At 59.7% G+C, this 20,591-nt stretch carries 17 protein-coding genes, 1 tRNA gene and 1 pseudogene; 7 read left to right on the top strand and 12 right to left on the bottom strand.

Annotated elements, in window-relative coordinates; genetic code table 11:
• Positions 1-9 precede the first annotated feature (9 nt).
• The 4 genes from queG to Q1A32_RS06600 form a co-directional block, all read right to left on the bottom strand.
• Positions 10-1,053 carry a tRNA epoxyqueuosine(34) reductase QueG gene (gene queG, locus Q1A32_RS06615; protein WP_299651133.1) on the bottom strand — a complete coding sequence of 348 codons (1,044 nt, stop codon included), beginning with the start codon at positions 1,051-1,053 and terminating at the stop codon, positions 10-12.
• A gap of 63 nt (positions 1,054-1,116) precedes the next feature.
• Entirely contained in the window at positions 1,117-1,782 is a 666-nt protein-coding gene (locus tag Q1A32_RS06610; RefSeq protein WP_299608040.1) for a glutathione S-transferase family protein, read from the bottom strand.
• Between the two features lie 55 nt (positions 1,783-1,837).
• Entirely contained in the window at positions 1,838-2,563 is a 726-nt protein-coding gene (mtgA, locus tag Q1A32_RS06605) for a monofunctional biosynthetic peptidoglycan transglycosylase (RefSeq protein ID WP_299608043.1), read from the bottom strand.
• Positions 2,564-2,599: 36 nt separating this feature from the next.
• Complete coding sequence (locus Q1A32_RS06600; protein ID WP_299651130.1) at positions 2,600-3,250, bottom strand: SGNH/GDSL hydrolase family protein; 651 nt, start codon at positions 3,248-3,250, stop codon at positions 2,600-2,602.
• A 166-nt stretch (positions 3,251-3,416) separates the two neighbouring features.
• Between Q1A32_RS06600 and Q1A32_RS06595 the strand changes: the two genes are divergently transcribed.
• Positions 3,417-3,650 carry a hypothetical protein gene (locus Q1A32_RS06595; RefSeq protein WP_299608048.1) on the top strand — a complete coding sequence of 78 codons (234 nt, stop codon included), beginning with the start codon at positions 3,417-3,419 and terminating at the stop codon, positions 3,648-3,650.
• Positions 3,651-3,653: 3 nt separating this feature from the next.
• Here Q1A32_RS06595 and gltB read toward each other — a convergent pair whose 3' ends face one another.
• The 5 genes from gltB to Q1A32_RS06570 form a co-directional block, all read right to left on the bottom strand.
• A complete protein-coding gene (gene gltB / locus Q1A32_RS06590) occupies positions 3,654-8,183 on the bottom strand; it encodes a glutamate synthase large subunit (protein ID WP_299651126.1) in 4,530 nt (1,509 codons plus the stop codon).
• Between the two features lies 1 nt (position 8,184).
• The gene (locus Q1A32_RS06585) at positions 8,185-8,613 is read right to left on the bottom strand and encodes a GFA family protein (protein WP_299651122.1); all 429 of its coding nucleotides are present in this window, start codon (positions 8,611-8,613) and stop codon (positions 8,185-8,187) included.
• Positions 8,610-9,053 (bottom strand): GFA family protein, encoded by a 444-nt coding sequence (locus tag Q1A32_RS06580; RefSeq protein WP_299651119.1) that lies wholly within the window; start codon positions 9,051-9,053, stop codon positions 8,610-8,612. Before Q1A32_RS06580 ends, Q1A32_RS06585 begins: the two co-directional genes overlap by 4 nt.
• Positions 9,053-9,493, bottom strand: a complete 441-nt coding sequence (locus Q1A32_RS06575; RefSeq protein WP_299651116.1) for a GFA family protein — start codon at positions 9,491-9,493, stop codon at positions 9,053-9,055. Before Q1A32_RS06575 ends, Q1A32_RS06580 begins: the two co-directional genes overlap by 1 nt.
• A gap of 123 nt (positions 9,494-9,616) precedes the next feature.
• Entirely contained in the window at positions 9,617-11,053 is a 1,437-nt protein-coding gene (locus Q1A32_RS06570) for an NAD(P)-dependent oxidoreductase (protein WP_299651114.1), read from the bottom strand.
• A gap of 211 nt (positions 11,054-11,264) precedes the next feature.
• Here Q1A32_RS06570 and Q1A32_RS06565 point away from each other — a divergent pair, with 211 nt between their 5' ends.
• On the top strand, positions 11,265-12,068 hold the full coding sequence (locus tag Q1A32_RS06565; RefSeq protein ID WP_299651110.1) for an undecaprenyl-diphosphate phosphatase: 804 nt from the start codon (positions 11,265-11,267) through the stop codon (positions 12,066-12,068).
• Here the strand turns inward: Q1A32_RS06565 and Q1A32_RS06560 are convergent.
• Positions 12,065-13,045 (bottom strand): complex I NDUFA9 subunit family protein, encoded by a 981-nt coding sequence (locus Q1A32_RS06560; RefSeq protein ID WP_299651107.1) that lies wholly within the window; start codon positions 13,043-13,045, stop codon positions 12,065-12,067. The two genes, Q1A32_RS06565 and Q1A32_RS06560, sit on opposite strands and share 4 nt — an antisense overlap.
• A 204-nt stretch (positions 13,046-13,249) precedes the next feature.
• On the opposite strand from Q1A32_RS06560, the gene Q1A32_RS06555 reads away from it, so the two are divergent.
• Positions 13,250-13,336 (top strand) — tRNA-Leu (locus Q1A32_RS06555).
• A gap of 140 nt (positions 13,337-13,476) precedes the next feature.
• Here Q1A32_RS06555 and Q1A32_RS24015 read toward each other — a convergent pair.
• Positions 13,477-14,277, bottom strand: a pseudogene (locus Q1A32_RS24015) (DMT family transporter); the annotation flags it as partial.
• Positions 14,278-14,375: 98 nt separating this feature from the next.
• Between Q1A32_RS24015 and Q1A32_RS06545 the strand changes: the two are divergent.
• From Q1A32_RS06545 to Q1A32_RS06530, 4 genes are all read left to right on the top strand, one after another.
• Positions 14,376-15,266 carry a LysR family transcriptional regulator gene (locus Q1A32_RS06545; RefSeq protein ID WP_299651101.1) on the top strand — a complete coding sequence of 297 codons (891 nt, stop codon included), beginning with the start codon at positions 14,376-14,378 and terminating at the stop codon, positions 15,264-15,266.
• An 88-nt stretch (positions 15,267-15,354) separates the two neighbouring features.
• Positions 15,355-15,951 carry a nuclear transport factor 2 family protein gene (locus Q1A32_RS06540; protein ID WP_299651098.1) on the top strand — a complete coding sequence of 199 codons (597 nt, stop codon included), beginning with the start codon at positions 15,355-15,357 and terminating at the stop codon, positions 15,949-15,951.
• 39 nt (positions 15,952-15,990) lie between these two features.
• On the top strand, positions 15,991-16,863 hold the full coding sequence (locus Q1A32_RS06535) for an SDR family NAD(P)-dependent oxidoreductase (protein WP_299651095.1): 873 nt from the start codon (positions 15,991-15,993) through the stop codon (positions 16,861-16,863).
• Positions 16,864-17,064: 201 nt separating this feature from the next.
• Entirely contained in the window at positions 17,065-18,405 is a 1,341-nt protein-coding gene (locus Q1A32_RS06530; RefSeq protein ID WP_299651092.1) for an adenylate/guanylate cyclase domain-containing protein, read from the top strand.
• 46 nt (positions 18,406-18,451) lie between these two features.
• Here the strand turns inward: Q1A32_RS06530 and Q1A32_RS06525 are convergent, their stop codons facing one another.
• On the bottom strand, positions 18,452-20,470 hold the full coding sequence (locus Q1A32_RS06525; protein WP_299651089.1) for a DEAD/DEAH box helicase: 2,019 nt from the start codon (positions 20,468-20,470) through the stop codon (positions 18,452-18,454).
• Positions 20,471-20,591: the final 121 nt, after the last annotated feature.

The raw sequence follows: 20,591 nt of genomic DNA, 5'->3' as shown, positions 1-20,591 counted from the left end.
TTGGCGTGCTTACTGCGCCTGTTCGCGACCCGTCGCGCCCAATTGCGTCACCGCCCAGCGCGCCGCGTCTGCCACTGCCGGGTCCGGGTCATCAACCAACGCCTGTACCGCCGGGATCAACGCAGGCACCCCCGAATTGCCAATGGCATAGGCCACATTGCGCACAAACCGATCCCGCCCGATCCGCTTGATGGGCGAGCCGGAAAACCGCGCGCGAAAGCCCGCATCGTCCAGACCCGCCAGCTCTGCCAAAGGCGGCGCATCCACAGCCCCCAAATACCGCATGTCACTGGCCGCAATGGCGAACTTGTTCCACGGACACACGGCCAGGCAATCATCGCAGCCATAAATCCGATTGCCCAAACCGGGGCGCAGTTCCTCGTCCACAGGTCCCTTGTGCTCAATGGTCAGATACGAAATGCACCGCCGCGCGTCCAGTTGATAGGGCGCAGGAAACGCGCCCGTCGGACACACATCCAGGCACGCCCGACACGATCCACAATGATCAATCTCCTGCGCATCCGGCTCCAACGCCAAAGTGGTAAAAACAGACCCTAAATAAGCCCAATTGCCCCAGTCGCGGCTCACCAGATTGGTATGTTTACCCTGCCAACCCAAACCGGCGGCCTGTCCCAACGCTTTCTCCGGCACGGGTGCGGTATCCACAAACACCTTCACCTCGCCACCTGCCTCGGCAATCAACCAACGCGCCAATCGCTTGAGCCGCTTCTTCACGATGTCATGATAATCCCGTCCCTGCGCATAGACGGACACGGCCCCCAGCTCGGGCCGCTCCAACACAGCCAGCGGATCATGCTCCGGCGCATAGCTTTCGGCCAACATGATCACCGACCGCGCCTCGGGCCACAAAGCCGCCGGGTTCCCCCGCCAATGCATTCGCTCAGCCATCCAACCCATCTGCCCATGCCGGCCAGCCTCAACAAAGGCCTGAAGCCGACCCGCGACCTCGGGCACCGCGTCCGGCCGACACACCCGCGCCATCACGAACCCCTCTTCCAGAGCACGAGATATGACGTGCTCTTTCAGGCCCATGTCTTCTTCTGGCCAAAAATATCCCGGGGGTCTGGGGGCTGGCCCCCAGTCCGACGCCGGAATTCAGAAATCAAGATCATTGTAGTGCCGCGGCGGCGGGAAGCCGGAGACCTGATCCGCCAAAATCGACCGAAACGCAGGCCGCGATTTGATCTTGGCGTACCAATCCTTGACCACCTCGGACCGGTTCCAATCCACGTCCGAGATATAATCCAAAGCCGACAAATGCGCAGCTGCAGCAAAATCGGCCAAGGTCATCACATCGCCAGCCAACCAACGACGGTGATCCAGCAACCACGTCATGTAGTCGAGATGATACTTGATGGCCTTCGCCCCGTCCTTGACGTTTCGGCTGTCAGGAAAACCCTGACCCATCATCTTTTTGTTCACCCGCTCGTACAGCAGCTTGGACGTCACCTCGTTGTGGAACTTGTCGTCAAACCACCCCACCAAACGGCGCACTTCCAGTTTGGCCAAAGGGTCGGACGGCATCAGCGACGGCTCTGGCCGCGTCTCTTCGATATACTCGCAGATGGCGGCACTCTCGCTCATCATAACGCCGTCCAGTCGCAGCACGGGCACCTTGGCGGCGGGGTTGCGACGCAGGAAATCCGGGTCAGCCTCCCAATAGCGTTCCTCGACCAGCTCCACCTCGATCTTCTTTTCGGCAAGGCTCAGACGGACCTTGCGGCAGAACGGGGACAGGGGAACGTGAAACAGGCGGGCCATGATCAATCCGGTTTGGTCAAACGTTGGGCATCCATGCACGGCTGGACCGCGATTTTCAACTCTCGAAACAATCGGCACGTCCATCCGCGCGGATCGTGGCCGCCCCGCTCAGGATTTGGGACGCCCGCTTGCGCACGAACGACGACGGGTTGCGGGCCGACCGCCCCTTGGGATTGGGCAGGATCGCAGCCAATCGCGCCGCCTGCACATTGGACAAGTCGTCCGGGCCCACACCAAAGTAATGACGTGCTGCGGCTTCAACACCAAACACACCCTCGTCAAATTCAGCCACGTTCAGATACACCTCAAGGATACGGCGCTTGGACCACAGCGCTTCAACCAGCGGGGTCATGGCAGCCTCCATTACCTTTCGGACCCACGACCGACCGTGCCACAAATACACGTTCTTGACGGTCTGCTGGCTGATGGTCGACGCACCGCGATTGCCCCCCGCATCGATCGCCTTGCGAATGGCCGCGACGTCCAGACCCCAATGCAGGCAGAAATTGGCATCCTCCGCGGCCACGGCTGCGCGGGCCATGATGGGGGCGATCTCTTCTATCGGGACCCATTCGTGATCAACACCACCAAGGCGGCGGGATTCCTGCATCATGTACCACGTCGTGGGTGGGTTGAGGACGGACCAAAGCAAGCTCGCAACGACAGCCACCAGAAACACGACGCTGGTCAGGCGCAACCCCCAGCGAAACAGCCAGCGTCCGGGTCGAAACCGGCGCTTTGCCTTGCTCTTGGATGTCCGTTTGCTGCTCTTTCTTGCCATGCGCCCAGCTATAGGACGCAAGCCCGCGCATGAAAACTAGCGCGCGCGCGTTTGCGCCAGATAGGTGCCGATACGACGCGCTCCGGCGGGGGACGGGTGGATGCCGTCAAATGCAAACAGGGACCGGTCGCCGGGGTCCATCACATCTTCACTGTCGACAAATGTCAGGCCCGGCGTTTGGTTCGCAAGACGGGACAGCCGGGCGTCATATTCCACCAGATACGGGCGGCATCCGGTGAATTGACCGGACCGGGCGCTGGCATAATAGCCCATCCAGATGACCTCCGCTCCGGTGCGCGTCAGGCGCGCCAGAAAGCCCGGAACCTCACCGGTCAGATCCGGCGCAATCAACCCATCCAGCACCGTGTCACAGGCCTGACAGCCGCAATCGTTCAGAAAGTCATTTGCACCGCCATTGATCAGGATCACATCCCAATCGCCCGTCCGAAACTGTGCCCGCACATCAAAACCAGCTGCCCGGCCCAAGGTCGAAGCGTTGGAAAAGCGCGACGCGGCCACAGCGTCATTCTCGACCCGTGCATTCAGCAGTTCACCCATCACCGATGGAATATCGCGCCCGGTCCACTTGTGCCACGCCATGACGCTGTCACCAATCGCCAGCACCCGCAACGGGTCCGCCGACACAGACGACGCCAAACACAACAGGACAAAAGCAAACCAGCGCATGACCCAAAGCTATGGCAGCATCGGGCCAAGACCAGAGGTAACCTTCAATTCACCAATTAATCAGAAAACTATAATCAAAAACAAAGTGTTAATTGCTCACGAAGACGTGTCGATCATGCTATCTTCCCCAGTGGTGGGAGCACAAATTCGTGTTCGGAGATAGGAGATGATTGAAACGACGAACGGCGTCCAACCTGGCGCCATCGCCCCGCAATACCGCGTGCTCAACGCAGCCGATGCCGCCCTGGTCTGGGTGTTGAAGTGGTCCGGTGATGCGGATCATGTGATCGCCAACAAGCTTGGTACCATGCCAACCCGCGTTGCGGATATCCTGGCAGAAAACACCCATGTCGGCAGTAAGGACCAGGCGACCAAGATGGTCGCCCAGCCCAAGGAATAGGCTCTATTCCGCCGGAATGGCCGTTGGCTCTTCGCTGATCGGGTAAGCCAGCTTGTCCAGCATTTCCTTCGGGCAGACCTGAAGGAAATTGTGCTGTTCGGTGTCCCAGTGCTGCAAGATGTTGGCCGCTTTGGCGCTGCCGGTTTCCTCTTGATGCCGTTGCAGCAGCCCCTGCAGTTGCGACTTCCAGTGATTGACGGTCACCGGGCATGTCACCAGCGTTTCGGTGTTCATCAACGCCTCTGCATTGCCATCGGGATTATAGAGATACGCCATGCCCCCGGTCATGCCTGCACCGAAATTGGCCCCGATCTCGCCCAGGATAACGGCGACGCCGCCGGTCATGTACTCGCACCCGTTCGAACCACAGCCTTCGATCACAACCTTGGCGCCCGAGTTTCGCACCGCGAACCGCTCACCTGCGCGACCTGCCGCAAACAGATAGCCATCGGTGGCACCGTAAAGGACGGTATTACCGATGATCGTGTTGTCAGCGGCCACGATGGGCGACGACATCGGCGGCCGCACCACAACGATGCCACCCGACAGGCCCTTGCCCACATAATCGTTGGCATCCCCCGACACTTCCAGCTTCAGCCCCGGTGCTGCAAAGGCCCCAAGCGATTGCCCGGCCGACCCTTTCAGCTTCACCGTCAAGTGGTCCGGCTGCAGCGAATTGCGCATGCCGAACTTGCGGACAATATGGCTGCTGGTCCGTGTGCCCACCGTCCGGTGCGTGTTCTGGATGGCATAGGAAAGCTGCATCTTTTCGCCCTCCTCAAGGAAGCGCGCCGCATCCCGCACGATCTGTGCATCCAGCGTGTCGGGCACAACATTGCGGTCTTTGTCGCGGTTGTAGACGATGTCTTCGGCCCCATCGACGGTGATCAGCATCGGGTTCAGGTCCAGATCATCCAGATGCGCCGACCCGCGCGATACCTGCGCCAGCAAGTCCGCCCGGCCAATCACGTCATCCATGCTGCGCGCGCCGATGGAGGCCAGCAATTCCCGCACTTCCTGCGCATAGAAGGTGATCAGGTTCACCACCTTGTCCGCATTCCCGGTGAACTTCTCGCGCAGCGCTTCGTCCTGTGTACACACGCCCACAGGGCAGGTGTTCGACTGGCACTGACGCACCATGATGCAGCCCATAGCGATCAACGCCGCAGTGCCGATCCCGTATTCCTCGGCCCCCAGCATCGCCGCCATGACAATATCGCGGCCCGTGCGCAAACCACCATCGGTGCGCAGGGTCACACGATCCCGCAGGTTGTTCATCGACAGAACCTGATGCGCCTCCGTCAGGCCCATCTCCCACGGCAGACCCGCATACTTGATGGACGTCGCTGGCGACGCGCCGGTCCCACCATTGTGGCCCGAAATCAGGATCACGTCGGCCTTCGCCTTCGCCACCCCGGCAGCAATCGTGCCAACACCGCTGGACGCCACCAGCTTGACCGTCACCTTACAGCGCGGGTTGATCTGCTTGAGGTCATAGATCAGCTGCGCCAAATCCTCGATCGAATAGATATCGTGGTGCGGCGGCGGTGAAATCAGCGTCACGCCCTTGGTTGAATGTCGCAGCCGCGCGATCAGGTCGGTGACCTTCATGCCGGGCAACTGCCCACCCTCACCGGGCTTTGCACCCTGCGCCACCTTGATCTCAAGCTCTTCGCATTGGTTCAGGTACTCGGCTGTCACGCCAAAGCGGCCCGACGCCACCTGCTTGATCTTGGCCGACGGGTTGTCGCCATTGGGCTCCGGCAGGAAATGTGCGGGGTCTTCGCCACCCTCGCCGCTGTCCGACTTCGCGCCGATGCGGTTCATCGCGACATTGAGGGTCTTGTGCGCCTCCGGGCTGAGCGCGCCCAAGGACATTCCGGGCGTGACAAAGCGTTTGCGGATGGACGTGATGCTTTCCACCTCCTCCAGCGGCACTGGCTTGCCCAGCGGCTTGATGTCCAGCAGATCGCGCAAGTGAATGGGCGGGTTCGACCGCATCTTGGCGCTGTATTGCTTCCACATCTCGAACGACGCGCGGTTACAGGCCATCTGCATCATGTGCATGCTGGTCGCTTCCCACGCGTGCGTCTCGCCCGACTGCCGCGCTTTGTAGAAGCCACCGATGGGCAGCACATTGGTGCCGGTCCAGCCCATGGCATGCACGTCCTCGGCCTTCGACTGAATACCGGTCACACCGATGCCGGAGATGCGCGACGTCATACCGGGGAAATACTCCGCCACCATGGCACGGGACAGGCCCACAGCCTCAAAGTTCAGACCGCCACGGTAAGAGGACACAACCGAAATCCCCATCTTCGCCATGATCTTGAGCAGACCCTGATCAATCGCATTGCGATACCGCGCCACGGCTTCGGTCAACGTGCCATCCAGCAACCCGCGATCAAGCCGGTCGGCCAGGGAATCCTCGGCCAAATACGCATTCACCACTGTCGCACCACAGCCAATCAGAACAGCAAAGTAATGCGGATCAATACACTCAGCCGACCGCACATTCAGCGAACAGAAGGTGCGCAAGCCATTGCGGATCAGATGCGAATGCACCGCAGATGTCGCCAAGATCATCGGCATCGCCACCTTGTCGGCGTCCGAATGCTGGTCGGTCAGCACGATGTGCCCGGCGCCCGAGCGCACGGCATCCTCCGCCTCGGCCCGCACACGGGCCAGTGCTGCACTCAACGCGCCCTGACCAGCTTCAAACGTACAATCAATCTCCACCAGATCGGCGTTGAAGTAGCTGACCAGCTTGTCCCACTGCGCATTGCCCACGAACGGGCTGTCGAGGGTGATGATCTCGGTCTGTGCGCTGCTTTCATCCAGCACGTTCTTCAGGTTTCCGAACCGGGTCTTCAGGCTCATCACCCGGTATTCTCGCAAGCTATCAATCGGCGGGTTCGTCACCTGAGAGAAGTTTTGCCGGAAGAAATGCGACAGTGGTCGGTACTTCTTGGACAAGACGGCGGACGGCGTGTCATCGCCCATCGACGCCAACGCCTCTTTCGCATCCTCGGCCATCGGGGCCAGAATACTCTCCAATTCCTCTATGGAATAGCCCGCCGCAATCTGGCGACGGCGCAACGCCTCGCCCTCAAACAGCGCCTTCTCGGTCACACCGGACAGCTCGGATTCCAGATCGGTGATCTTGCCAACCCACTCGCCAAACGATTGCGAGGCGGCCAGTTGATCCTTGATCTCGGTATCGTGGTACAGTTTGCCCTCCGCCATATCGACGGCCAAAATCTGACCGGGGCCAAGCGCGCCCTTCTCGATCACATTGGCCTCTTCCAGCGGGACCATCCCCGTCTCGGACCCGGCAATGACCATGCCATCGCGGGTCACGACATAGCGCATCGGGCGCAACCCGTTCCGATCGAGACCGGCACAGACCCAGCGACCATCCGTCATCGCCAAGGCGGCGGGACCGTCCCAGGGCTCCATCACCGAGTTGCAGTAGGAATACATATCGCGCCATGCCTGCGGCAGCTCCACCGCCTGCTTGGACCAGCTTTCGGGCACCAGCATGGTCTTGGCCATGGGCGCATTGCGGCCCGCACGGACCAACACTTCAAACACGGCATCCAATGCAGCAGAATCCGACGACCCGTTCGCCACGATGGGTTTGATGTCCTCGGCCATCTCGCCAAAGGCACCCGACGCCATGCGGATCTCATGGCTTTTCATCCAGTTCAGGTTGCCCTTCAGCGTGTTGATCTCACCATTGTGGGCCAACATGCGGAACGGCTGCGCCAGCCACCACTGTGGGAACGTGTTGGTGGAGTACCGCTGGTGGTAGATCGCAAAGGCGCTCTCAAAACGGTCATCCAGCAGGTCAGGGTAAAACTCCGCCACCTGCTCAGCCAGCATCATGCCTTTGTAGATGATGGACCGGCACGACATCGACGCGATGTACAACTCGGGGACTTGCGCGGCGGCTGCCGCCTTCTCGATCCGGCGGCGAATGACATACAGTTCACGCTCAAACGTCTCTTCATCGACGCCCTTGGAATTCGAGATCAGGATCTGCTCAATCTCGGGCCGCGTCGCGTTTGCCTTCTCGCCCAGACAGCCAATGCTCACAGGCACATGGCGCCAGCCATAAATGTAATAGCCCATGCGCAGCACTTCGGTTTCCACGATGGTCCGGCACGTTTCCTGCGCACCAAAATCGGTACGGGGCAAAAACACTTGGCCCACGGCCACCATCTGATCGCGATTGGGCGTGTGACCCGTGCGCTCGATCTGGTCATAGAAGAACTCGACCGGGATCTGCACGTGAATGCCCGCACCATCGCCGGTCTTGCCATCCGCATCGACAGCACCGCGGTGCCAGATCGCCTTCAGCGCCTTGATCCCGTTTTCAACAACGGCGCGGCTTTTCGTGCCATCGACGGACACAACCAGCCCCACACCGCAGGACGAATGCTCTTCGGCTTCAGAATACAGACCGTTTTCGGCCATAAACGTGCGTTTGGCTTCTTCGCGGCGCACCCAGTCGGCATCAAATTTGGTCATGTCAGTCTCCTTCCGGCGATGCGAACATCGCAATCGTTTGTTCGGTGGTCAGGCGACGGTGGTCGCCGCTCAGCGCATAGCCCGCCGGGCATTTGTCACTGAAGAATTCAAGTTTCAGCGGCACATCATCAATGTCCGCGAACAGCCCCGCCGCCGGGTGGCGCGCGCCGTCTTCGGTGGTGCTGTAAAACAGCGTCGATCCGCAGGTCGGGCAAAATCCACGCTCCGCCCAGTCGGACGAGCGGAATGCTGTCACCGGCCCGTCAAAGACCAACGATCCTTCGTCTACAGCCAGCGACATGAACATCCCGCTGGTGTGTTGCCGGCACATGTCGCAATGGCAGGCGCGCAGGATCGGATTGCTGATCGTTGCAGTTGCGGTGATGGCACCGCACAGGCAGCAGCCCTTGATGTCGCGGGGCAGGGTCATGGCACGACCCCGTCGTTCAGGTGCGGGTTCTTAGCCTCGTAGTCCCTCTGAGATATGTGCGCGACGCTATGTCCTTCGATCCAATACCCATCGGGGTATCGATCAGCGTAAACCACACGTGTCAGCCGCGCATCGCCCGCATTGGAAAACAGCCCCGGTGACAACTCCAGATATCCATGATCCCGACCCGCGACATAGCGAAACCAGATCGGGGACCCACAGTCGTCGCACCACGCCCGCTCCGCCAGAGCCGAGGACCGATGGCTTTTCACAGGTCCGGTAATACGCACCGTATCCGGTTTCGCCTCGATACCCATTTGCAGGCCGCCGCCAAAACGCATGCACAGATCGCAAAAGCAGGCACTGATTTCATCGGCCAACCCATCAACCTGCACCTGCACGGCGCCACACAGGCAATGTCCTTGCTTTGATGGACTCATCACGTGTCCCCCGCCAGATCGGGGTTGATCGCCAGCACATCATCCCGCGTCAATCGCTTCTGGCCATCGTCCTGCAAGTGCAGACCACTTGGCGTATGATCCACAAAAATCTCATGCGTCAGAGTGAAGCCGTCAGGGTCATCGAAAATGCCCAAAGGCAGGTCCGTACCCCCAAACCACTTGTCCGGCTTCGTGTGACGGAAATACAGGTTCGTGCCGCATTCCCGGCACCACGCGCGTTCGGCCCAGTCGCTGGTGTTGCGGGTGGCGATATGTTCGGCCCCCGTCCACTCCACATCACCGGTCTTCACGCTCACTTCAAACAGGGCCGATCCGGTCCAGCGGCGGCAGGACGGGCAATGACAGATGCCAAAGGTGGACGGCACGTTACTCGCGACAAAGCGCACAGCACCGCACAGGCATCCTCCGTTTTTCTCCATCTCATCCATCCTTACGTCAGATCGGCTGACCTATTCGTTGCAAAAATCGCGATGCTGCGCGCGCGCCCGGTGCACGGGGGGTGTACAGGGGGTGCACGCGGGGTGCCCCCCTGTCAGACCGCCTTATTCGGCGGCAATCGCGGAAACAGAAAACTGGTCAAGTATCGCCTCGGCGCAGTCGCGCCCATCACGGATCGCCCAAACCACCAGTGACGCACCCCGCACGATATCACCCACGGCATAGACACCGTCGACAGCCGTCTTTCCTGTCGTAAACTCCGCCTTGATCGTCCCCCAACGGGTGACGTCCAGACCATCAGTGTCCCACAGTGTCGGCAGGTCCTCAGGCTCAAACCCCAGCGCCTTGATCACGAGGTCTGCATCCTCGACATAATCCGCGCCCTCGATCACTTCTGGCGCCTGACGGCCTGTTGCGTCCGGCTGGCCCAAGCGCATCTTCTGCACCATCACACCGGCCACGCTGTCACCGTCTGTTGCAAACCCTTTGGGCGCACTAAGCCATTCGAAAATAACGCCTTCTTCCTCGGCATTCTGCACTTCGCGCTGACTGCCCGGCATGTTGGCACGGTCCCTGCGGTACAGGCATTTCACAGACGTGGCCCCCTGCCGGATCGACGTTCGAACACAGTCCATCGCGGTGTCGCCACCACCGATGACGACCACGCGCTTGCCTTCTGCATTCAGACGACCACTGTCGAAGTCAGCCACGTCGTCACCAAAACTCTTCCGGTTGGACGCAGTCAGGAAATCAATCGCTTTTTCAATGCCTTGCGCTTCGCCATTGGGCATCGTCAGATCGCGGCTCTTGTAGACCCCGGTCGCGATAATCACCGCATCATGGGCCGCGCGAATGTCGTCAAACGCGATATCCTCGCCCACGTTGCAGTCCAGCTTGAAGATCACACCGCCCAGCTCAAGCTGTTTGTTGCGGCGCATGACCACGTCCTTCTCCAGCTTGAAGCCAGGGATACCGTAGGTCAGCAGCCCACCCGCGCGGTCATAGCGGTCATAGATGGTGACCTGAACACCCGCGCGACGCAGCACATCCGCAGCGGCCAAGCCACCGGGGCCAGCACCAATAATACCAACCGATTCAGTGCGTTCCACGGATGGAGCAATGGGCATCACCCACCCTTCTTCCCACGCGGTGTCGGTGATGTACTTCTCGACCGAGCCGATGGTGACGGTGCCGTGCCCGGATTGCTCGATCACGCAGTTGCCTTCGCACAAACGATCCTGCGGGCAGATGCGACCACAGATCTCGGGGAAGGTGTTGGTGGCCTGACTGACCTCATAAGCCTCTCGCAGCCGCCCTTCGGCCGTCAGTTTCAGCCAGTCGGGAATGTTGTTGTGCAGCGGGCAATGCGATTGGCAATAAGGCACACCGCACTGAGAACAGCGCGATGCCTGCTCCTTGGCCTTGGCATCGGCGTACTCAGCGTAAATTTCGTTGAAATCTTCACGACGTATGTCTGCTTCACGCTTTTCAGGCATATCGCGGTCGATTTTCACGAATTTCAACATCGGTTGTTCAGCCAAGACATGTCCTCCAAAGGTCGTTCGCGCCGTTTATGGCATTGTTGTACTGATTAAAAGTCAGTAATACTGTCCTACTTTACGTTTTCTGGGAACATACACACTGTAAAGCAACAGAAAACTAGGATTATAGGTCCGATACGGAACTATAATCTCGCTTTGCGTTCAGAATCAAAGGTTTGTATCGTCACGTTATCATGATCGCGGACACAAGATGACTCTTTTTCAACTCCTGATAGTGGCCGTGATCCAAGGCATCACCGAATTCTTGCCGGTGTCGTCCTCGGGGCACCTCATCTTGTTGCCGTCACTGACCGGAACACCAGATCAAGGTCTTGCGATAGATGTGGCCGTACACGTGGGCACCCTGTTGGCTGTTATCCTGTACTTCTGGGCCGATGTGCGGATTGCCGCCCATGGCCTCACGCGGCTGGCGCGGCGCAAGGTCGATACCCAAGGGGCCTTTTTGGCTCTGTGCCTGATCACAGCAACGATTCCTGCCGTCCTCGTTGGCTTTGCCATCAAAGTAACCGGCCTGGACGAGGCCATGCGCAGCGTCGCCGTCATAGGCTGGACCATGCTGATCTTTGGCCTTGTTCTATACTGGGCTGATATGCGCGGACCTACCGTTCGCACCGCTGAGCGCTGGACGATCAAGGACGCGGCCCTCATGGGTTTGGCCCAATGCCTTGCTCTGATCCCCGGCACATCCCGATCAGGTATCACGATCACAGCAGCCCGCGCCCTCGGCTACGAACGAGAGGGTGCGGCCAAATTGTCTATGCTGATGTCGATCCCGGTTATCATTGCCTCAGGTGTCGTGCTGAGTGTCGACGTGGTTGGCCAAGCCAATTGGGCGGTCTTGCGGGATGCCATCATCGCCGCCGCCTTTGCGTTCATCGCGGCACTGGGCGCACTTGTTCTGATGATGCGCCTGGTGCGCAGCGTGAGCTTTACGCCCTACGTGATCTACCGCGTTGTCCTCGGTGTCGGCCTGTTGATCTGGGCGTACACTTAGGCGCGCAGATTCTTCGCGCTTTCCTTGATCGCATCGTATTGGCCCGACGGACGGAACCGCCACAGATATTCGGGCAGCACGGAGCTTAGCGCAGTGGGCGTGATCCCGAGGTCGGAAAACCCTTTTACATCTTCCGCAACCACATTGTCATTGCGCAGGTTGCGCACTTGGTCACGGGTGATCTGTGCCGGGATCAGACCCAGTGAAATTGTGTTCAGCAAGTCAAAGCCGAAACCCATGATGGACGCAGCCCAGAACGGGATATTCACAACGGCACGGCGACGTCGGATCACATCCAGCATCACCGCCATCAATTCGCGGAATGTCCGAACATCCGGACCGCCCAACTCGTATACGCCTGCATCGACGTTCGAGGTCAGGGCCTGTTCAGCCGCCTTGGCAACATCATCCACATAGACCGGCTGGAACCGCGTTCCGGCCCCGACAACAGGCAAGATCGGACCAAAGCGGGTCATGGATGCAAACCGATTGAAGAACTCATCCTCCGCGCCAAACACAATGGACGGGCGCAGGATCACGGCATCCGGCATATGCTCCAGCACCGCAGCCTCGCCTTCGGCCTTGGTGCGGGCGTAGTCGCTTGGGCTTTCTGTATCGGCACCAATGGCAGAGACGTGAACCATACGCGTAACACCCTGTTCGGCCGCGATGCGGGCGATGCGGGCCGCCCCTTCGGACTGCACGGCCTCAAATGTGTTCTTGCCGTGCTTGGCTAGGATGCCGACACTGTTCACGACGGCATCCGCGCCTGTCATCACTTGCGCCACGGACGCATCATCCCGGATATTGCACAGGACAGGTTCGACTTGGCCGACCACGCCATATGGTTTGACAAAGATCGCCTCGTTCGGGCGGCGCACTGCGACACGCACACGCCAGCCTGCCTTGGCCATACGCCGCGCGATGTAACGCCCGACAAAACCGGATCCGCCATAGATCGTGACCAGTTTGGACATGTCTTGCTCCTTGCGCACAGGTTCGAAAGACGGTCTATCGCCCGCGTTGCGTTGAAACAAGTCGGCAATTTGGCGCGGGAAAGGTCTGTTTCTTTATTCCTGAAAAGTCCTTGCCAAAGGCATCGACCCATCGTGTGCCCCATCCGCAGAGAATCGCATTGACACCCCTAGCCCTCGCGCTTAAACGACGCTCCACCAACCCGTGCCCAGATGGCGGAATTGGTAGACGCGCTAGCTTCAGGTGCTAGTGTCCGTATGGACGTGGAGGTTCGAGTCCTCTTCTGGGCACCAATATCCTCAAAAATCTGCATTAAAGATGTCGCGGCCTGTTTTGCCGTCTCCGATTTCCGGGGGGAATGCCGCGCGGCGCTTACCAAAAACCCAATCAAAACCAGAACGCACCCAGCAATTTCAGCCGACGTCGGCGACACGCCGTTCGCCATCAAGGCAATGAACAACGCCACTCCGGGGGTGAAAGTTGGCAACAGGGCAGCAACCTGCGTCGGCAACGCGCGGACGGCACCGATCAATGCCACAACGCTCAGAACGCCACCGATTAATCCTTGCATGATGGCTTGAAAGACCACGCTTTGAAGCGGCGCGGATGCAAGCGTACCAAAAGCTACAGGCCCCAGAACAACGGCGGCCATTACCGCTGAGCCGGACGCAACCGCGATTGTACCGGACAACAGTGACACCTCCCACTTCTTGATCAGGACGGTGTAGGCCCCCCAGAGCATGCCTGCGCAGACAAAGAAAAAAGCCCCAACCCACCACGTGTCAGGCAGTCCGCTTGTCTGGAAGCCGACAAGCACGGCGAGGCCCGTGAACATCACAAGCGCCCCGAAAACACGGCCTTTCGACAGGCTGTCTTTCAATAAGATGTGCCCAAGAACGCCGCCGCTGAGAAAGACGGCAACTGGCGCGAACAACAGCCCATGGGACAACGGCGCGTATTCGTAGCCTGTCACTGCGATGGCGCCGAAAATGGGACCACCCAAAAGCACGAGCGCTGCAAGCCGTCCCAAACGAATGGGCATCACGCGTTGGCGCAGCGCCAAGAAACACGCGAGCGGCAGTGCTATCAAACCCGGAACTGCAAACCGCAGAAAGGCCAGTGCTTCGGGCGTGAGGCCATCTTCAATGCCTTGCTTTGCCGCGACGTTGTAGCTTGCCCAGCACAAGACTGTGAGAGTGCCCAAAGCGGTGCCGAAATAGGGTGATGTGGGCATGCGAAACCTCCTTTGCGGTATGAAGGTCAAAATGGCGCAGCATTTTCATGCCTTCCAATGCTATTAGAATCGCAAACCCATAACCCAGAGGTATCGAAGTGGAATTACGTCACCTGCGCTACTTTGTGGCCGTCGCCGATCATGGCGGCATCAGTCATGCCGCCGACAGGCTTCGCATTGCGCAACCAGCCGTGTCCCGCCAGATCAAGGATCTGGAAGCGGAGATGGGCGTCGATCTGCTGCTTCGGGAAGGGCGCCGCGTCGTTCTAACGGATGCAGGGCGTGCTTTTGCCACTCAGGCCCGGGCAATTCTCGCCAGCACGGATGCCGCAACTTATGAGGCGCAGCAAATTGCCAAAGGGACTGCGGGGCGATTGCGCATCGGGCTTCTGGAAAGCGCGTCATGGTCAGGGCATATGCCGATCGCGTTGAACAGGTATGCGCGGCGGTATCCGGATGTACGGCTCGATATCTCTCCGATGAGTTCGCTGGATCAGATCGACGCCCTTATGGCTGGGGACCTCGATGCAGGGTTCGTTTACCGACAGAACAGTCTGGACGACGAAAAGTTGAACGCGCATTGGCTGCGGACCGATGATGTCGTTCTTGCCGCGTCGACTGACCTTGTATTTGACTCAGATGGCCCCTTGGAGCTTGAGGATATTGACGGCCTGCCCCTCGTTGCCTTCCCGCGCGCGGTCGCACCGGCCTACCACGATCAGCTCGCAGATGCTTGGCGTGGCATCGGTCTGGACCCGGTCATTGTTCAGGAAGCGGAAAACGAGACCACCATGCTGAGCCTTGTGTCTGCCGGTGTTGGGTGTGCCTTTGTAAACTCGGCAAATATGCACCGCCCACCCGAGCGCGTTCAGTTCAGGCAGGTTCAAGGACTGTCTGTGCCGATCGAGTTTCTCTTCATTACTGGCAAAAATCCCGGCACGCTCACACAGGGACTAAGTGAGATCACCCGACAAATAGATACCCAATAGGCATCATTACCATACCAAATCGGACTTTTTAATTATCCTTCTACCCGCCTAGATTTGTCTCAACGCAACGAAAGCATGGAGACAAACAATGAAACGCCTTCTGAACACCGCCCTGATTTCAACAGCACTGACTGCCCTGCCAGCCGCAGCTGTGGTTCTGGCCTTGAACACTCCATCCTTTGCAAGTGACGCATCGGATGCGGGCAGCACCATCACCGCCGAAACACTGGTGGATCATGCCGAAATGGTGCGTATCGCAGACGCGTTGGACGCCGCCGTGGACGCCAAGGATTGGGCCACCGCCCGGTCGCTGTTCACCGACACCATCACTGTGGATTTCACATCGTTGGTTGGTGGTGAGCCTGCGACCATCCCGGCCGATGGACTGATCGCAGGCTGGTCGTCGAACCTGACAGCCGAGAAGACATCATTCCATCTGCGCGGCAACCACCGCATCACGTTCGAAAACGACGGGTCTGCCACCATGCAGTCTCACGGCTATGCCTGGAACCGGATGGAGCGTGGCGCCCTGCCCGAGAATGGCAGCGACCCGATGTGGGAGGTCTGGGGCACGTATGAGCACAGCTTTGTGCCCACTGACGATGGCTGGAAGATCGACGCCATGACCTTTGTCGCCACGGCAGAGCGCGGCAACCCATTTGTGCGCAACACGCCCGGCAGCTGATCGCTGATCCTCACCACTCACATTCCGAAAGGACACGACATGACCAACCCCACCACATCCCGCCGCGCCCTTCTGACAGGTGGCATTGCCACCCTTGCAGCTGGTGCCGCCGCCGCGAACAGCTTGAACCCCCAACCCGCCGCAACGCAGGTGAACCCAAATGGTCGCTTTCAGGACAAAGTGATAGCCGTCACAGGCGGCAACTCAGGCATCGGCGCAGCCACCGTGCGCGCCTTTGCGATGGAGGGCGGCAAGGTGGTCTTTGGCGCCCGCCGTGATGCCCTGGGCCGCGAGGTCGAAGCTGAGGTTCGCGCCATGGGCGGCGACGTGACATGGGTGCAGACCGACGTACGCGACCCGGCGCAGGTCGAACGCTTCGTCAACGCCGCTGTCGACACCTATGGCCGTCTGGACGTGCTGTTCAACAACGCCGGTATCTTCATGACCCCCGCCCTGATCGAAGACATCGACCTCGAGAATTTCGAGGACATGATGCAGACCAACGTGAATGGCGTATTCTACGGCATGAAATACGCGGTGCCGGTGATGAAGGCGCAAGGACGTGGCGTGATCGTCAACATGGCGTCCGTCGCAGCCCACCGCGGCTTTGCCAACACGGCGCATTACAACGCCAGCAAACACGCCGTGCTGGGGCTGACGCGCGCAGGGGCGCATATGGCCAAGGACAACATCCGCGTCACCTCCATTTCGCCCCTCGCGGTCGACACACCGATGCTGGAGGAAAGCTTTGAGTATCAGGGCCTGACCTATGACGGGATGAAGGAATTCTTTGTCACGCCCCGCATCATGGACCCGAACGAGATGGCCGAGGGTGTGCTGTTCCTCGCCTCCGACGCGGCCACGGCTTTTAATGGGACGGACTTTGACGCCACCGGCGGGCAACTGGCCTGATCCGATGGTGCACCGGGCCACGTGATGGCCCGGTGCCCTGTCAAACCGGGGGCGCATTAATGCACGCAGATGCCAAATTGCTGCCGACGGCGTACCGAAAAACATGGGACAGGATCGGCCTATGGTTCCCTCGCACAACACACGGATCGCCCTAATCTCGTAAGCCGGCAGCGTCGCAGCACTCTCACTACACGGTATATCATGTCCGCATCCGAACAGGTCACGCCCGAAGCGCAAACCCGGCTCAATCTGGCAGAGCAGCGGGGCTTGCGTCTTGGCATTGGCATCCGCACATCAATCGCGGCGGCGGCCTTTGTCTGGTATGTGGGTGCGGCCTTGCTGTTTCCGGGGGCGGACTTGCGCCTTGCCACAACCGTTGCGTTACTGCTGTTTACCGCAATTGGCGTCACGCATCTGTGCCTGATCGGCACGCGGTTTGACCGGGCTTGGATGAAATACACGGTCTACATGCTGGATGGGCTGACAATTTGCGCGCTCTTTGCGCTTGTGCCCATCAGCCGCGCAGACGACGTGCCGCAGATCATCGCCTTTCGCGCCTATGGCATCTACTTCCTGTTCCCCTTGCTCGCCATGGCTTGCCTGAGCCTGTCGTGGCGGCTTGTGCTTTGGACCGGGACGGTCTGCGTTGTCGGGTGGTGGGCGGCGTTTGCGTGGGTGTCCACGCAGATGGACCGCACTTTGTCATGGGCGGACATCCCAAGCGCTGCAACCCGCGCAGATTACGAAACGATTTTCCTGTCCATCGACTTTATCGGGCGCGGCAACCGGATCGAGGAAACAGCCATGCTGTTCTTTGCGGCGATTGCGCTCTCCGTCTCTGTCTACCGGGCGCGGGCAGTCTTTTTCGCGCAGGTGGCTGCGGATATCGACCGACGGCGTGAAAAGGCCGCCCGCGAACGGGTGTCGGACCTTCTTGGCAAATATGTGCCCGAAGAAATTGCGCATAAACTGATCGCCGATGACGCACCCATGCGGCCCCAGCGTGCGACGGGCACTGCCCTTGTCATGGATATTGCCGGTTTCACCCGCTTTTCTGCGGCCCACGACCCAAGCGAGGTTATCGCAAAGCTAGATACATTCCTTGCCGATGCTGCGCGTGCCGTTTCGGACAAGGGTGGGATTGTCATTTCGTATTTGGGCGATGGTTTTCTGGTCACGTTCAACGCACCTGTTGCTGTCAAATCCCATGCGACGGCAGCGGTGCAGGCCGCAACTGCTTTGGTGCCGGTCGCACGCGCGCACGCGTTCGACATTCGCGTGGGCATTGCCACGGGCGCGCTTGTCACTGGCATCATCGGATCAGATTCGCGGCAGTCGTTCACTGTCTATGGCGACGCTGTGAACCTTGCGGCGCGGTTGGAGGGGAAATGCAAAGAGCTTGGTGTGCAGATACTGATGGATGACCAAACACGGGCATCCGCCGGGGTTGCAGTGGACGTCCTCAATTGCGGCGACCTGCTTGTCGACGGTATCGAAACGCCCGTACAGGCTTTTGGATTGTCCGGCGTATCCGTCGTTTAGGCCGCAGACCCGCAAAACACGAGATCCGTTGTTCAGATGTAAACCCTCAGCGGCGCTTGGGCGGCTCATTGCCCCCAGCCTTGTACCGCTTGGGGCCTGAGCCGCTCTTTGGCCGACCGCCGCTTGGTCTTGTTGGCTTCCCGGTCTTACCACCCGGCTTGAAGCGTTTCGACGTATCGCTGGCGTTAGACGACGGCGGCTTGGGTTTGCCCTTTGCACCGCCTTTGGGACCGCGCGACTTGTGCTTGTCTGTGGGTGCTTTTTTGGCGGGCTTGGCGTCGCCCGTACTGTGTTCCGCATCACGGGGTTTCGACGCACGATGCGGCTTTACCGCACCATCATCAATGGCGCGTGACATTTTGGACGCGGATTTCTGGTCCCAGACCTTGCGGCTTTTTCCACGCCCTTCGGGCCCCTTTGAAGGAGGTCCATCTGACTTCTCTTTGTGTTTCGGCCCGCTGTAGCGGGGCAAAGCGCTCAGGTCCGGAGCTTCATCCAACTTGCGGGCCTTTATCCCGTCTTCGAGAACGAGACCGTCACCGATCGACGCAAGGAAACCCTGTACGCTGGACTCTTGAATCTCGACAAAGCTTTCTGACTGTTGGATTCGGATGGCGCCGATGGCGTCCTTGTCCAAATTGCCTGCGCGACAAATCAGGGGTAAAAGCCAGCGCGGTTCTGCTCGTTCGTCACGCCCGACAGAAAGCGCAAACCAGACACTTGGTCCAAAGGGCTTCCGCTCGCGTGCTTCCTTTCGGTCGGGGCGGGCACTTGGCGCGGACAGATCTTCGGGCGCGGAAAGGCGCGCGCGATGAAGCGCCAGATACGCCACGGCAATCTTTTCAGGACTGTGCAGATCCAACAACTTGGCAGCGAACGCCTCTTGTTCCGGTGTCGCGTCGGTCGTCCAGACGGGGTCTGCCAACAGTCGTTCCTCGTCCCGTTGGTGAATGTCTTCTGCCGATGGGGGCGCGGTCCAATCCGCTTCTATCTTGGCAAAGCGCAGCAGGCGTTCGGCCTTGCCAGTGCTCTTGGCTGGCACGATCAGGACAGAGATGCCCTTGCGCCCGGCCCGTCCGGTCCGGCCCGAGCGGTGCAACAACCCTTCGGCGTTCGACGGCAGTTCCGCGTGGATCACCAATTCAAGCTTTGGCAGGTCAATGCCGCGCGCCGCCACATCCGTGGCAACGCAGACCTTCGCCCGCCCATCGCGCATCGCCTGCAAAGCATGGGAGCGTTCGGTCTGGCTCAGCTCACCCGAAAGCGCAACGACAGAAAAGCCGCGGTTCGTCAGCCGTGCGGTCAGCCGGTTCACCATCGCTCGCGTGTTGGCAAAGACGATTGCATTTTCCGCATCCTGATATCGCAGGACGTTGATAATCGCGTTTTCGGTATCGTGCTGCGCCACGCGCAGCGCCTGATACGTAATGTCAGCGTGCTGTGAGGCGTCATTGAGGGTCGTCACACGCACGGCATCGCGCTGAAATTGCTTGGCAAGCTTGGCGATCATTGGCGGCACTGTGGCCGAGAACATCAAGGTCCGTCGGCTTTCCGGCGCTTCGCCAAGCATGAACTCAAGATCCTCGCGAAATCCGAGGTCCAGCATTTCATCGGCCTCATCCAGGACGATGGCCCGCAAGTTGCTCATGTCGAGCGATCCGCGCTGAATGTGGTCGCGCAGACGACCGGGTGTGCCCACAACGATATGCGCGCCGCGATCAAGCGCGCGGCGCTCGTCCCGCATGTCCATGCCACCGACGCACGTCGCCAGATACGCCCCCGCCTTGGAATAGAGCCAGCTCAGCTCGCGCTTGACCTGCAAGGCCAGTTCACGTGTCGGGGCGACAACGAGGGCAAGAGGAGCCTCGGCGCTTGGCAGCATCTCACCTTCGACCAGGATATTGGGCGCGACAGCCAATCCAAAACCGACTGTTTTGCCCGACCCGGTTTGCGCGGACACCAGCAAGTCCCGGTCGGTCAGATCAGAATCGGTGACCGCCGTCTGCACGGCTGTCAAATTTTCATAACCGCGCTCGGTAAGCGCATCGGTAAGAGCCTGGAACATGGATGAAATCAATCTGGACTGATGAGGCGCCACAGCGCGGAAGGCGACCGCCGATCAGCAGAGCCAAGCCGTCCGCATAAAGACATCCGATACGCCTGTACACCCATAAACCGCAGGTAAA

The sequence above is a fragment of the uncultured Tateyamaria sp. genome (genome assembly GCF_947503415.1).
Lineage (GTDB): Bacteria > Pseudomonadota > Alphaproteobacteria > Rhodobacterales > Rhodobacteraceae > Tateyamaria.
The sequence above is the reverse complement of the archived record's forward strand: the minus strand, read 5'-3'. Positions and strand labels throughout refer to the sequence as shown.